This window comes from Streptomyces poriferorum (assembly GCF_019399235.1).
Lineage (GTDB): Bacteria > Actinomycetota > Actinomycetes > Streptomycetales > Streptomycetaceae > Streptomyces > Streptomyces poriferorum.
The window spans coordinates 20,674-34,386 of the sequence record NZ_JAELVH010000064.1 but is presented as its reverse complement, the minus strand read 5'-3'; the positions used below and the strand labels follow the sequence as shown (position 1 = coordinate 34,386).

General features: G+C 73.4%; 13 protein-coding genes. 6 read left to right on the top strand and 7 right to left on the bottom strand.

What is annotated here, in order from left to right; translation table 11 throughout:
* The 6 genes from trpC to lgt all read left to right on the top strand — a co-directional run.
* The coding region (gene trpC, locus JGS39_RS14230; RefSeq protein ID WP_219569354.1) for an indole-3-glycerol phosphate synthase TrpC at positions 1 to 702 on the top strand (702 nt) is incomplete at its 5' end.
* Between the two features lie 236 nt (positions 703 to 938).
* The gene (gene trpM, locus JGS39_RS40835; RefSeq protein WP_236063301.1) at positions 939 to 1,097 is read left to right on the top strand and encodes a tryptophan biosynthesis modulator TrpM; all 159 of its coding nucleotides are present in this window, start codon (positions 939 to 941) and stop codon (positions 1,095 to 1,097) included.
* 142 nt (positions 1,098 to 1,239) lie between these two features.
* A complete protein-coding gene (gene trpB, locus JGS39_RS14225) occupies positions 1,240 to 2,526 on the top strand; it encodes a tryptophan synthase subunit beta (protein ID WP_219569352.1) in 1,287 nt (428 codons plus the stop codon).
* Positions 2,523 to 3,335, top strand: coding sequence for a tryptophan synthase subunit alpha (gene trpA / locus JGS39_RS14220; RefSeq protein WP_219569350.1), 813 nt, complete (start codon positions 2,523 to 2,525; stop codon positions 3,333 to 3,335). The genes trpB and trpA overlap by 4 nt, the downstream gene beginning before the upstream one ends.
* Positions 3,336 to 3,411: 76 nt before the next feature.
* Positions 3,412 to 4,239, top strand: coding sequence for a DsbA family protein (locus JGS39_RS14215; protein ID WP_219569348.1), 828 nt, complete (start codon positions 3,412 to 3,414; stop codon positions 4,237 to 4,239).
* A gap of 98 nt (positions 4,240 to 4,337) precedes the next feature.
* Positions 4,338 to 5,297, top strand: coding sequence for a prolipoprotein diacylglyceryl transferase (gene lgt / locus JGS39_RS14210; protein WP_219569346.1), 960 nt, complete (start codon positions 4,338 to 4,340; stop codon positions 5,295 to 5,297).
* Between the two features lie 277 nt (positions 5,298 to 5,574).
* Here the strand turns inward: lgt and JGS39_RS14205 are convergent, their stop codons facing one another.
* The 7 genes from JGS39_RS14205 to JGS39_RS14175 are packed head-to-tail and all read right to left on the bottom strand — an operon-like array spanning position 5,575 to position 13,649.
* Complete coding sequence (locus JGS39_RS14205; RefSeq protein ID WP_219569344.1) at positions 5,575 to 6,387, bottom strand: HpcH/HpaI aldolase/citrate lyase family protein; 813 nt, start codon at positions 6,385 to 6,387, stop codon at positions 5,575 to 5,577.
* Positions 6,384 to 7,583, bottom strand: coding sequence for a CaiB/BaiF CoA transferase family protein (locus JGS39_RS14200; protein ID WP_219569343.1), 1,200 nt, complete (start codon positions 7,581 to 7,583; stop codon positions 6,384 to 6,386). Before JGS39_RS14200 ends, JGS39_RS14205 begins: the two co-directional genes overlap by 4 nt.
* On the bottom strand, positions 7,580 to 8,464 hold the full coding sequence (rbsK, locus tag JGS39_RS14195; RefSeq protein ID WP_219569341.1) for a ribokinase: 885 nt from the start codon (positions 8,462 to 8,464) through the stop codon (positions 7,580 to 7,582). The genes JGS39_RS14200 and rbsK overlap by 4 nt, the downstream gene beginning before the upstream one ends.
* Positions 8,461 to 9,894, bottom strand: a complete 1,434-nt coding sequence (locus JGS39_RS14190) for an ADP-ribosylglycohydrolase family protein (protein ID WP_219569339.1) — start codon at positions 9,892 to 9,894, stop codon at positions 8,461 to 8,463. The genes rbsK and JGS39_RS14190 overlap by 4 nt, the downstream gene beginning before the upstream one ends.
* Entirely contained in the window at positions 9,891 to 11,093 is a 1,203-nt protein-coding gene (locus tag JGS39_RS14185; protein ID WP_219569337.1) for an ADP-ribosylglycohydrolase family protein, read from the bottom strand. The genes JGS39_RS14190 and JGS39_RS14185 overlap by 4 nt, the downstream gene beginning before the upstream one ends.
* A complete protein-coding gene (locus JGS39_RS14180) occupies positions 11,020 to 12,402 on the bottom strand; it encodes an ADP-ribosylglycohydrolase family protein (protein ID WP_236063299.1) in 1,383 nt (460 codons plus the stop codon). Before JGS39_RS14180 ends, JGS39_RS14185 begins: the two co-directional genes overlap by 74 nt.
* Positions 12,399 to 13,649, bottom strand: coding sequence for an ADP-ribosylglycohydrolase family protein (locus JGS39_RS14175; protein WP_372456147.1), 1,251 nt, complete (start codon positions 13,647 to 13,649; stop codon positions 12,399 to 12,401). Before JGS39_RS14175 ends, JGS39_RS14180 begins: the two co-directional genes overlap by 4 nt.
* Positions 13,650 to 13,713 lie beyond the last annotated feature (64 nt).

Below are 13,713 nucleotides of genomic sequence, written 5' to 3'. Positions count from 1 at the left end.
GACGGTCACGCCCTCGCCGCCCTGCGCGGCGAGGGCGTGACCGTCATCTGCGAGGTCAAGCGCTCCAGCCCCTCCAAGGGCGCCCTTGCCGCCATCGCCGACCCGGCCGCGCTCGCCGCGGACTACGAGGCTGGCGGCGCGTCCGTCATCTCGGTCCTCACCGAGGAGCGTCGCTTCGGCGGATCGCTGGCCGACCTGGAGGCCGTCCGCGCCAAGGTCGACATCCCGATCCTGCGCAAGGACTTCATCGTCACCTCGTACCAGCTGTGGGAGGCGCGCGCGTACGGCGCCGACCTCGCCCTGCTGATCGTCGCCGCCCTCGACCAGGAGGCCCTCGTCTCCCTGATTGAGCGTGCCGAGTCCATCGGCCTGACGCCGCTGGTCGAGGTGCACGACGAGGAGGAGGCGGAGCGCGCGGTGGAAGCCGGCGCGAAGATCATCGGCGTCAACGCGCGCAACCTGAAGGACCTCAAGGTCGACCGCTCCACCTTCGAGCGCGTCGCCCCCGAGATCCCGGACCACATCGTCAAGATCGCCGAGTCCGGTGTCCGCGGCCCGCACGACCTCATCGCCTACGCCAACGCGGGCGCGGACGGTGTGCTGGTCGGCGAGTCCCTGGTCACCGGCCGCGACCCGCGGGCGGCCGTCGCCGACCTGGTCGCCGCCGGCGCCCACCCGGCGCTCCGGCACGGACGGAGCTGACCCAGGACCTTTCGGTTCGGATCACGCCGGGCTCGCGGGCTCCGGTGCGCGCGTCTGCGGCGTTGTCGTCGGCCGCCAGTGCTCCGCAGTGACTCCCTCCTCCGCCTTGCAGCTGCACGCACCGGACCCGGCTCCCTGATCCGGCCTGATCCAAACGAAAGGCCCTGCCCGTGACCCCCGACCGTTCCGCGCTCCGTCCCCGGGCGGGCCTCTGCCCCGCCGGGGCACGTCAGCCGCTGGGACGCGACCCGCACGCGCCGCTGGCGCGCGGCTGCCGCCCCCGCGGCTGCCGCGCCCCCGCGCGCCGCGTGCACGGACGGCGGGTGCGGTACGTGATCGGCGACGAGCCAGGACAGGTCAACGGCATGCGATGGCGCACGGGGTCCGCGCAGTAGAGCGAGCCCCGGCCGTCGCACCCCCGCCCATCAGGCGGATCCGCACGACCGCACCGCCCGGCCCTCCACGGCCGCGGCGGCGCTCCGCTCACGGCGCAATACGGTGAACCCACCCACTGCCATGCCGAGGAGCAACGCCGAGATGTCGTCCGACTTCTTCATTCCGGACCCGGAGGGTCTGATCCCCAGCGCCGAGGGGTACTTCGGTGCGTACGGCGGAAAGTTCATCCCGGAGGCGCTCGTCGCCGCCGTGGACGAGGTCGCCGTCGAGTACGACAAGGCGAAGGCCGACCCGGCCTTCGCCGCCGAGCTCAACGAGCTGATGGTGAACTACACCGGCCGGCCCAGCGCCCTGACCGAGGTCAAGCGCTTCGCCGAGCACGCCGGCGGCGCGCGGGTCTTCCTCAAGCGCGAAGACCTGAACCACACCGGCTCGCACAAGATCAACAACGTGCTGGGCCAGGCACTGCTCACCAGGCGCATGGGCAAGACCCGCGTCATCGCGGAGACCGGAGCCGGTCAGCACGGCGTCGCCACCGCGACCGCCTGCGCGCTCTTCGGTCTCGAATGCACCATCTACATGGGCGAGATCGACACCGAGCGACAGGCGCTGAACGTGGCGCGCATGCGGATGCTCGGCGCCGAGGTCATCGCGGTGAAGTCCGGCTCCCGCACGCTGAAGGACGCCATCAACGAGGCGTTCCGCGACTGGGTCGCCAACGTCGACCGCACCCACTACCTCTTCGGTACGGTCGCGGGCCCGCACCCCTTCCCCGCGATGGTCCGCGACTTCCACCGCGTGATCGGCGTCGAGGCCCGGCGCCAGATCCTGGAGCGGGCCGGCCGGCTGCCGGACGCCGCCATCGCCTGCGTCGGCGGCGGCTCCAACGCCATCGGCCTCTTCCACGCCCTCATCCCGGACGCCGGAGTCCGCCTCATCGGCTGCGAACCCGCCGGGCACGGGGTGGAGACCGGCGAGCACGCGGCGACCCTGACCGAGGGCGAGCCCGGCATCCTGCACGGCTCGCGCAGCTACGTCCTCCAGGACGACGAGGGCCAGATCACCGAGCCGTACTCCATCTCGGCCGGCCTGGACTACCCGGGCATCGGCCCGGAGCACGCCTATCTGAAGGACGTCGGCCGGGGCGAGTACCGCGCGGTCACCGACGACGCGGCCATGCAGGCGCTGCGCCTGCTCTCCCGCACCGAGGGGATCATCCCGGCCATCGAGAGCGCGCACGCGCTGGCCGGCGCCCTGGAGGTCGGCAAGGAGCTCGGCAAGGACGGTCTGATCCTGGTCAACCTGTCGGGCCGGGGAGACAAGGACATGGACACGGCAGCGCGCTACTTCGGGCTGTACGAAACCGACGCCGCCGTCGAGGCCGACGCGGGCAGCGAAGGCGCCGAGATCGAGGGGGACGTCAAGTGAGCGGCAACATCGAACTGCTGAACACCACGCTCGCCGCCGCGAAGGCCGAGAACCGGGCCGCGCTGATCGCGTACCTGCCCGCAGGCTTCCCGACCGTGGACGGCGCCATCGAGGCCGTCAAGGCCGTGGCCGCGGGCGGCGCCGACGTCGTCGAGGTGGGGCTGCCCCACAGCGACCCCGTGCTCGACGGCCCCGTCATCCAGACGGCCGACGACATCGCGCTGCGCGGCGGGGTGCGGATCGCCGACGTGATGCGTACGGTCCGCGAGGCCCACGAGGCGACCGGCATCCCGATCCTCGTCATGACGTACTGGAACCCGATCGACCGGTACGGCGTCGAGCGCTTCACCGCAGAACTCGCCGAGGCCGGCGGCGCCGGGTGCATCCTGCCCGACCTGCCGGTCCAGGAGTCCGCCCTGTGGCGTGAGCACGCCGACAAGCACGGTCTGGCGACCGTCTTCGTCGTCGCGCCCAGCAGCAAGGACGAGCGGCTCGCCACCATCACGGCGGCCGGCTCCGGCTTCGTGTACGCCGCCTCGCTGATGGGGGTCACCGGTACCCGCGTCTCGGTCGGCGAACAGGCCCAGGACCTGGTGCGGCGCACCCGCGCCACCACCGACATCCCGGTCTGCGTCGGCCTGGGCGTCTCCAACGCCGACCAGGCTGCCGAGGTCGCGGGCTTCGCCGACGGCGTCATCGTCGGCTCCGCCTTCGTCAAGCGGATGCTCGACGCGCCGGACGAGGCGGCGGGCCTCGCGGCCGTCCGCTCACTGGCGGCCGATCTGGCCGAGGGTGTTCGAAAGCGCTGACACCCTTCCTCACCCGAATGGGTGGACCTGGGACCGGGGAGGCACGCGAGTGCCTCCCCGGTTCGTTGCTGCGGGTGTGAGCGAGAAGAACCAAGAGGGAAAACGGGCCGCGCGAGACCGGCTGATCCAGCAGCGCGAGCAGGTGAGGGCGCGTGAGCGCCGCCGCCGCACGCTGATCGTCTCCGCCGCCGTGGTGGGAATCCTGGGGCTGGCCGCCGTCGTCGGCGTGATCGCGGCGAACACCGGCGGCAAGGGCGACAAGGACAAGGCGTCGGGTCCCGCCGTGGCGCCGTCCGGTGCCACGGGCAAGGACAGCCTGACCATTCCGGTGGGAGCGGACGACGCCCCGTCCACGCTCACGGTCTGGGAGGACTTCCGCTGCCCCGTCTGCGCCCAGTTCGAGAACGCGTTCCGGGACACGATCCACCAGATGGAGCAGAGCGGGCAGCTCAAGGTCGAGTACCACTTCGCCACCCTGATCGACGGCAATCTCGGCGGCAGCGGCTCCCTCAAGGCGGCCAACGCGGCAGCCTGCGCCCAGGACGTCGGCAAGTTCCCGGCCTACCACGACGTCCTGTACAGCAACCAGCCGCCGGAGTCCGACGACGCCTTCGGCGACAACAGCAAGCTGATCGAGCTGTCCAAGAAGGTCGAGGGCCTCGACACGCCCGCGTTCCGCAGCTGTGTGGACGACGGTGCGCACGACGCCTGGGTGGAGAAGTCCAACACCGCGTTCGAGAACGGCGGATTCCAGGGCACGCCGACGGCGCTGCTCAACGGCGAGTCGATCTTCCCCAAGAAGGGGGACGAGCCGATCACCGTGGCCAACCTGAAGAAGTGGGTCGCCGAGGCCAACAAGGGCAAGAAGCCGGGGACCGCCACACCCGCCCCCTCGGGGTCCTGAGAGGGGGCCGCCCGGGGAATCGATGACCGGCTCGTTACCCAGACGTTGTCGGGCGGGTTGCCGTACGTCCCGCCCGGCAGGGTAGCGTCGACCGTGCCATGAATCTTGCCTACATCCCCAGCCCGTCGACCGGCGTGATCGATCTCGGACCGATCCCGCTCCGCGGCTACGCGTTCTGCATCATCATCGGTGTCTTCGTCGCCGTCTGGTTCGGCAACAAGCGCTGGGTCGCCCGAGGCGGCAGAGCCGGCACGGTCGCCGACATCGCCGTCTGGGCCGTGCCCTTCGGCCTGGTCGGCGGCAGGCTCTACCACGTCATCACCGACTACCAGCTGTACTTCAGCGACGGTGAGAACTGGGTCGACGCCTTCAAGATCTGGCAGGGCGGCCTCGGTATCTGGGGTGCGATCGCGCTCGGCGCGGTCGGTGCCTGGATCGGCTGCCGCCGCCGCGGGATCCCGCTGCCCGCCTGGGCCGACGCGCTCGCCCCCGGCATCGCCCTGGCCCAGGCCTGCGGCCGCTGGGGCAACTGGTTCAACCAGGAGCTGTACGGCAGGGCGACCGACGTCCCGTGGGCGCTGAAGATCAGCGAGGGCCCCAACCGGGTGGCCGGCACCTACCACCCGACCTTCCTTTACGAGTCGCTCTGGTGCATCGGCGTGGCGCTCCTGGTGATCTGGGCGGACCGCCGCTTCAAGCTCGGGCACGGACGGGCGTTCGCGCTGTACGTAGCGGCGTACTGCGCGGGCCGCGCCTGGATCGAGTACATGCGTGTCGACGAGGCCCACCACATCCTGGGCCTGCGGCTGAACGTGTGGACCGCGCTGATCGTGTTCGTGCTGGCGGTCGTGTACATCGTGATCTCGGCGAAGGTACGGCCGGGGCGCGAGGAGATCGTCGAGCCGGGGGTGTCGGAGACGCCGGAGGCGCCCGAGGCCGAGGACGGCGGAGCCGCCGAGGACACGGAGTCCGCCGAAGCGAAGCCGGTCGATGCCGACGCCGATGCCGAAGAGGACGCGCCGAAGACGAACGGTGAGGCGGAGACGGCCAAGGGCTGACGCCGACGCCGCACAGACGAGGACGAGGGGCCGCCGAACGATTCGGCGGCCCCTCGTCATGTCCGTGCCGTCCGTGCCGGCGGCAGGGTGTCCTCAATCGCCGGACGGGCTTGTTTTTGCCGCCTGCACGGGATCTCTGCCCGTCGTGGTGTCCTCAATCGCCGGACGGGCTTGGCCCCGGCCCGGCAGGGCGGCAACCCAAGCCCGTCCGGCGATTGAGGACGAGGGGGTCAGCGGGGCACCGCCCGCTCACCGGTTGCCCGGCACCGCGAACCGCTCACCGCACCCGTCCCGCCAGGGCCAGCGTGCGGTGGGCCTGGGCCACTACCGCCGCGTCGACGAAGCGGCCGTCCGGCAGGGCCTGCGCACCCGCCTCGACCCGGGCCGCCTCGACGATCTCCTGAGCCGCCTCGACCTCTTGCTGTGTCGGCCGGAACGCCCGCTCGATCACCGGGAGCTGCCGGGGGTGGATCGCCGCCCGGCCGAGGAACCCGAGCGCCCGCCCATGGGCGCAGGACCTCCACAGCCCGTCCAGGTCCCGGACGTCCGGGAACACCGACTGGGTGGGCGGGGCCAGCCCGGCCGCCCTGGCCGCGACCACCACCCGGCTGCGCGACCAGTCGAGCCCCGCATCCTCGCGCACCCCCAGATCCGCCCGGAGATCTGCCTCCCCGAGGGCGATGGAACGCACCTGCGGATGGGCGCCGGCCACCGAGTACGCGTGCTCGATACCGAGCGCCGACTCCAGCAGCGGGCAGAGCGCGACCCCCGGGGCCAGCGCCGCGATGTGGTGGACGGACGCGGCATGCGTGATCTTCGGCAGCCGCAGTCCGGCGAGGCCCGCCAGCCCCGCGAGGGCCAGCACGTCCGTCTCGTCGTTGACCCGGACGTGGACCGGCGCCTGGGTGGGGGAGGCCGGATCGGAGAGCAGCTCGACGGCGGCGGACCGTGCGTACTCCTTGCGGTCGGCGGGGACCGCGTCCTCCAGGTCGACGATGACCATGTCCGCCCCGGAGTCCCGCGCCTTGCGCACCACATCCGGCCGGTCGCCGGGGACGTACAGCCACGTCAGCGGGGTCTCGGCGGTCACAGGACACGCTCCGACCGCAGTGCCGCAATCTCCTCGCCGCTGAGGCCGAGCCCGTTGAGGATCTCCTCCGTGTCGGCGCCGTGCGGCCGCCCCGCCCAGCGGATGCCCCCGGGGGTGCCGGAGAGCCGGAAGAGGACGTTCTGCATCCGCAGCGGGCCCAGCTCCGGGTCGTCGACCTCCGTGATGGAGTCCAGGGCCCGGTACTGCGGATCCTCCATCACGTCACGGATGTCGTGGATGGGCGCGATGGCCGCCTCCGCCTTCTCGAACGCCGAGATCGCCTCGTCCCGTGTGCGCCGCCCGATCCAGTGGCCGACCGCCTCGTCGAGTTCGTCGCTGTGCTCGGCCCTGGTGGTGCCCGAGGTGAACCACGGCTCCTCGGTCAGCTCCTCCCGGCCCACCAGACGCATCACCCGCTCCGCGACGGACTGCGCCGAGGTGGAGACGGCCACCCACTGCCCGTCCGAGGTGCGGTAGGTGTTGCGCGGGGCGTTGTTGCGCGAACGGTTGCCGGTGCGCGGCTGGACGTAACCCAGCTGGTCGTACCAGAGAGGCTGCGGGCCGAGCACCGTCAGGATCGGCTCGATGATCGCCATGTCGACGACCTGGCCCTCGCCCGTACGGTCCCGGCCGGCCAGCGCCGCCATCACGGCGAACGACGTGGCGAGCGCCGCGATCGAGTCGGCGAGACCGAAGGGCGGCAGCGTCGGAGGGCCGTCAGGCTCGCCGGTGATCGCCGCGAATCCGCTCATCGCCTCCGCGAGCGTGCCGAAGCCGGGCCGGTGCGCGTACGGGCCGAACTGGCCGAAGCCCGTGACCCGGACCAGCACGAGGCGCGGGTTGACGGCGTGCAGCTCGGCCGGCCCGAGCCCCCACCGCTCCAGCGTGCCCGGCCGGAAGTTCTCGATGATCACGTCGGTGTCGGCGGCGAGCCGCAGCAACAGATCGCGGCCGCCCGGGCAGGCCAGGTCGAGGGTGAGGTTGCGCTTGTTGCGGCCGAGCAGCTTCCACCACAGACCGACCCCGTCCTTCGTGGGGCCGTGCCCCCGGGACGGGTCGGGCTTGCTCGGATGCTCGACCTTGATCACATCGGCGCCGAAGTCGCCCAGCATCGTGGCGCACAGGGGGCCCGCGAACAGCGTGGCGAGATCGATGACGCGCAGCCCCGTCAGGGGCGCTGCTCCCGGCGCGCTCATGCGGCGTCGATTTCGCTGCGGTACGGCATGGAGAGCGAGGCGCCCGGTTTCTGGACGCAGAGCGCGGCGGCCGCCGAGGCCCAGGCGATGGCCTGCGGCACCGGCCGTCCCTCGCCGAGCGCCACGGCGAGCGTACCGACGAACGTGTCCCCGGCGCCGGTGGTGTCGAGGGCGGCGACCTCGGGGGCGGGGAAGTGGATGGTCTGGCTGCCCCGTGCCGCGTACAGGCAGCCCTTCGATCCGAGCGTGATGACGAGCGCGGGCACCTGACTGAGCAGGACCTCGGCCGCGGCGTGCGGTTCGGCGTGCCCCGACAGTTCGGCCGCCTCGTACTCATTGGCGATCAGCAGGTCGACGCAGTCGAGGAGTTCGGCGGGCAGCTGCTGTACGGGGGACGGGGTGAGGATCGTCCGCACCCCCTGGGCGTGACCGGCGCGGGCTCCTTCGAGCACGGCGGATAGCGGCAGTTCCAGCTGGAGCAGCAGCAGATCGGCCTCGGCGATGGCGGCGATCTCGCCCGGGCCGATCGCGGTGACGGTGCCGTTGGCGCCGGGGATCACGACGATCGCGTTGGAGCCCTTGCCGTCCACCACGATGTGCGCGGTGCCGCTGGGTCCTTCCGCCGTGTGCAGGAGATCGGTGTCGACGCCCGAGTGTTCCAGGTTCTCCCGCATCCGGACGCCGTACTCGTCGTCGCCCACCGCGCCGATCATCATCACGTCGCCGCCCGCGCGTGCGGCGGCGACGGCCTGGTTGGCGCCCTTGCCGCCGGGGATGGTGCGGAACTCCCGCCCGGTGACGGTCTCCCCGCGTTCCGGAGCCCGGTCGACGTAGGCCACAAGATCCATATTGGTGCTGCCGAGCACCGCGACTTTGGTCATGGGCGGAGTGCCTCCTCGTGGGTGAGCCGGGTGAGCCGGTGGGTCAGGTCGGCGAGGGTGTCGAAGCCGACCGAGTCGAAACCGGGGACGGACGTGGCGAGCCGGTTCTTCAGCGGGGTGGTCCACCGGTCGGGCAGCGCGTCCGGCCGTCCGGCCAGCAGGCCCGCGAGGGAACCGGCGGTCGCCCCGTTGGAGTCGGTGTCCCAGCCGCCGGACACCGCACGGCAGATCGAGCCCGTGAAGTCGCCGTCGGCGTGGGTGAGGGCGGCGGCGAGCAGAGCCGCGTTGGGCAGCACATGTACCCAGTGATACCTGCCGTACGCCATGTGGAGCCGGTCGACGACCGTATCGAAACGGTCCTCCTCGCGAGCGGTGGCGATACCGTCCCGCACGGCCTGCGCGAACCGCGATCCCGGGGGCACCACGCGCAGACCGGCGGCGAGACACCCGTGCACATCGGCCTCGCCCCCGGCCGCCTCCGCGAGCGCCGCCGCAGTGAACATCGCGCCGTACACCCCGTTCCCGGTGTGGGTCAGGACCGCGTCGCGATGAGCCTGTTCCGCCGCCGCGCCGGGATCACCGGGATGGGTCCAGCCGTGGACGTCGGCACGGATCTGCGCCCCGATCCACTCCCGGAACGGATTGCGGTGACGGGCGGTGTCCGGCGGTTCGAGGCCGTCGAGCAGATTGCGGTACGCGACCCGCTCGGCGGTGAACGTCCGGCCCGCCGGGAGCTCCTCCAGCCAGAGCCTGGCGAGATCGGCGGTGCTGAACGACCTGCCGTACCGCTGGAGCAACAGCACGGTGAGCAGCGGGTAGTTGAGGTCGTCGTCCTCGGGCATCCCGTCGATGTTCTCGGCCAGCGAGGTGGGTGCCGAGCGGCGGTTCCAGGGGTAGGTGGCGGCCAGCGCCGGGGGCAGGCCGCGGGCGGTGAACCAGTTGCTCAGCGGCCAGTTGCCGGTGGCCCGGGCCAGGGCGCGGATGCCCTCCAGCGGCAGCTTCTCGACCGGCTTGCCCAGCAGACAGCCGGCCGCGCGGCCCAGCCAGGCCGCGTGCAGCCGCTCGCGGTCCACGGCGCCCGGTTCCGTGCGCGGGTGCGGTTGCTCGCGGTCCACGGTGCCCGGTTCCGTGCGCGGGTGCGGCCACTGCGGGCAGGCGGCCCGGATCGCGTCGAGGGCGGTCGGTTCGTCGTCGGCCAGCGGCGAATCCAGCAGGGCCAGTTCGTCCAGCAGGTGTGCGGCGACCGCGCGCAGCCCGGGCGGGGCGGGGGGCGTCGAGGCGCCCGCACGGTCCGGGGCCGGCGAGCCGCCTGCCTCGTACCACCGGCGTTCGATGTCCCGGACGTCCCGCCCGTCCTCGGCCGCCTGCCGCAACTCGTGCCCGACCAGGTCCTCGGGCTGGACCCAGGTGGCCCGCACCGTCGCGGTCACGGCCGGCCCGCCGGCGCGGCGAAGGCCGCCTCGTGGGCGCGGCGGCGGGCCGTGTCGCGCGCGAACACCTCGCGGGCGACGTCGGTCAGGACGCGGGCCGGGGCACGCAGGTCGAGCCGGCTGGCCTCGCCGACCGTCGTCGCCCAGTCGTCCGGGACCGCCCGATCGCCGTGCAGGGCGCCCGCGATCGCGCCGCCCATCGTGGCGATCGAGTCGCAGTCCCGCCCGTAGTTGACCGAGCCGAGGACCGTCTGCCGGTAGTCCCCGTCCGCGACCAGCAGCATCCCGAGCGCGACGGGGAGTTCCTCGATGGCGTGCAGCCGGGACGGGCGGCGGGCACCGAGCGAGGGAGCGCGGTAATCGGGGCCGACCGTGTCGAAGGGGGCGACGGCCTCCCGGAGCGGGACGAGCGCCGACTCGAAGTCCCGGTAGCCGACAGCCGTTTCGCAGACCGCGTCGATCGCCGCCCGGGTGCCGTCCTTGGCGAGCGCCAGACACGTCTCGACGACGCTCGCGGGTGTCGCGCCCGGGACGCAGGCCGCGGCGACGGCAGCAGCGAAGACTCCGGCCGCCTCCCTCCCGTACGACGACTGATGGGCGCCCGCGACATCCAGCGCCTCGGCGTACGCGGCCTGCGGATGGGCCGCGTTCACCAGGCCGACGGGCGCCATGTACATCGCCGCGCCGCAGTTGACGATGTTCCCGGTGCCCGCCTCGCGCGGGTCGGCATGGCCGTAGTGCAGCCGGGCGACGATCCACTTCTCGGCAAGGAAGATCCGCTGCAGCGGCAGCGCCTCCGCCTCCAGTTCCGGAATCCAGCGGGGCTTCGAGATCAGCTCCGGCACGAGGTGGTCGGCGACGGCGTACGCGTCGAGGTGGTCGCGGACCTTCCCGTACACGCGTACCAGCGCATGGGTCATCAAGGTGTCGTCGGTGATGTGCCCGTCGCCCTTGTGGTACGGCGCGATGGGGCGGGCGGTACGCCAGTCGTCGCCGTCCCACGGGCCGACGACGCCGGTGATCCGCCCGCCGTGGCGCGCCACGATCTGCTCCGGGGTGTAGCCCTCGACCGGGCCGCCGAGCGCGTCGCCGACGGCCGCGCCGACGAGCGCGCCCGCGATCCGTTCATCGAGGGTGGGCGCCGCGGGCGTCGTGGGGGCTGCGGACCTCGTGGGCGCCGTGGGCGCTGTGGATGTCATGTCCGAATTGTCCACCCGAGGGTGCTGGTTCCGTGTCTGCCAGCAGCCCGGCGAGTTCGATCAGATCCGTGCCCGCGAAACGGGGCAGCGCGCACCCCGCCAGGGTGCGGCAAGCCTCGCGCCAGCCGTCGGGCACGGTGGTGATCGAGCCGAGGGCACCGGTGAGCGCGCCGGCCAGGGCGGGGGCCGAGTCGGCGACCCGGGAGAGACAGGCCGCCGACGGCACGGCCTGCGCGATGTCGCCGCGCGCAGCGGTGGCCAGGGCGAGGGCGACGGGGACCGTTTCGGCCGCGGCGATCCCGTAGCTGTAGACGTGGTCGACGATCTGATGCTCCAGCACCGGTACGAGGGCGAACGCGCCGGCCCGCTCACCGGCGAAGTCGCGGGCGATGCGGACCGCGTGCGCGGCGTTGCGGGCGATCTCGGTGCCCTCGGGGAGCTGGGCTAGCGCGGCGTTCACCGCGGTGTCCACGTCCGCGCCGCCGAGCGCCTCGGCGATCGCGGCGGCCATCGCCCGCGCACCGTGCACCCCGTCACCGTCCTGGGTGTAGCGCGCGTCGAACTCCGCGAGGTCGGCCGCGGCCTCGGGGGCGCCGGGGTGCACAACGGCGAGCACGGCGGCCCGCACACACGCCGCGTCGTCGAAGTAGTGCGGGTTGTCGTGGCCGGTGGCCGGTGGGCGGAGACCGGCGGCGAGGTTGCCGAGCCCGGCCCGGACCGAGATCCGGGCCCGCAGCGGCAGGACCGCCGACTCGACCTCCGGCGCCCGGGCGGCCGCGGCGGCGACCTCGGCGGCCAGCGCGTTCCAGGCGGCGTCCACGGCGGCGCGCATCCGGCGCCCGGGGGTCAGCCCCTGCAGCGCGCCCGCCGCCGAGGTGAGTACGGTCCCGGCGGCGAACGCCGCCCATTCCGCGTCGTCGGACGGGCCGAGCCGCAAGGGCTCGGGCGGCTGGTTGAGCGCGATGGGGACGGGCAGCGTGGTCGTCGCGTTCTGCTCGGCGAAGGTGTCGAGCTCGCGGGTCAGGCGCCGGGTCCACTCCGGCATCCGGGCCGCCCGGTGCCGTGCGGCCGGCCACCCGGCGGCGTCCCCGGCGGCCAGCCCGAGCAGCAGCCCCTCGATGCGGGCCCGGCGCGGTGCGGCCGGCCGGGCGGTGGGGGAGAGTTCCGGGGCCGCGTGGCCGGCGCCCCGGCCGGTCTCGCGGCGCTCCGCCTCCCGCAGCCGCTCGGCGCCGGGGTGTTCGCGCGCGTCGTCCGGATGCGTGGTGCCGCCCGGGTGCGCGGTACGGGAGGCATCCCTTGCCGTGGTCATCGCCGCACCTCCGTTCCGGGGGCGAGGGCGCCGTCCACAGGGGCCCCCCGTTCGGGCGGACCACTCCGTGCCTGCTGGTCCCGTGCCTGCTGGTCCCGTGCCTGCGGTTCCCCGCCCGGTTCCTCCGTCTCGTCCGGGGTGAGCAGCTCCGCGATGTCCAGGACGTGGTAGCCGCGCATCGACGGGAGACAGCTGCCGCGGACCGGGCCGATCGCGTCCGCCCAGGGGCGCGGGATGGCGGACGCCCCGTGCAGCGCTCCGGCCAGGGCCCCCGCCACCGCGGCCGTCGTATCGGCGTCGCGGCCCATGTTGACCGCCATCAGCACCGCCGTACGGAAGTCGCCGTGCGTCGCCGCGAACGCGCCGAAGGCCAGCCCCACCGCCTCCGGTGCCAGGTCCGTCCACGGGTAGCCGCCGACGACGACGGCCGAACGCACCGCCCGCTCCCTGGTCAGCCGGTCGGGATACGGGCGCTGCGCCGCCGTCACCGCCCGGCGCAGCGAGCGCGCCGTCCATGAGTCCATCGGTACGACGGAGAGCGCGGCGGCGATCACGGAGGTGACCCCGGCCCCCGTCATCGCGGCCGCCACCCCGGCCGCCACCGCCTGGCCGCCGTAGATGCCCTCACCGTCATGGCTGACCCGGCCGTCCACCGCGACCAGCCGCGCCGCCTCCCTGGGCCGGCCCGCCGCGAAGACGCCGAAGGGGGCCGCCCGCATCGCCAGACCGTCGCTCCAGGCGTGCCGGTGCTGGGCGGAGATCGGGGCGGCCAGCCCCCGGCGCAGGTTCTCCAGCGTGCCGCGCTCGCTGAAACCGGCACCGCGGAACGGCCCCTCGTCCAGATCGGCGATCCACAGGTGCCAGGCCCGCTCGACATGGGTGACGGTCAGCGCGGAGCCGTGCCGGGCCAGCAGCAGCCCGGAGAAGATCGCGTACTCCGTGTCGTCCGTGCCCGCCGGGTCGTCGCTCACGAAGCCCTCGATCCGGCCCCAGCGGCGGCGGATCTCGGAGGGCCGCATGTTCTCCGCGGGGGCGCCCAGCGCGTCGCCGACCGCGAGGCCCAGCAGCGCGCCCCTGGCCCGGTCACCGATGCCGCCCGGTGCGGCACCGGCCGGTTCGGGAGCCCCGCGTACCGCCGCCCGCGCGCCGTTAGTCCGCGGCCCTGCCGGATTTCCTGCGGTCAGCTCCATCGCGTCGACCCTTCGCTCGTACCGAGCCAGTTCTCGTCCCTGTGGGATCTGTGCCACGCGGAGCCACGACAGAGGCCGGTTATCACCACAAAAGGGCCACTCGGATGACGGCCTTCGGACA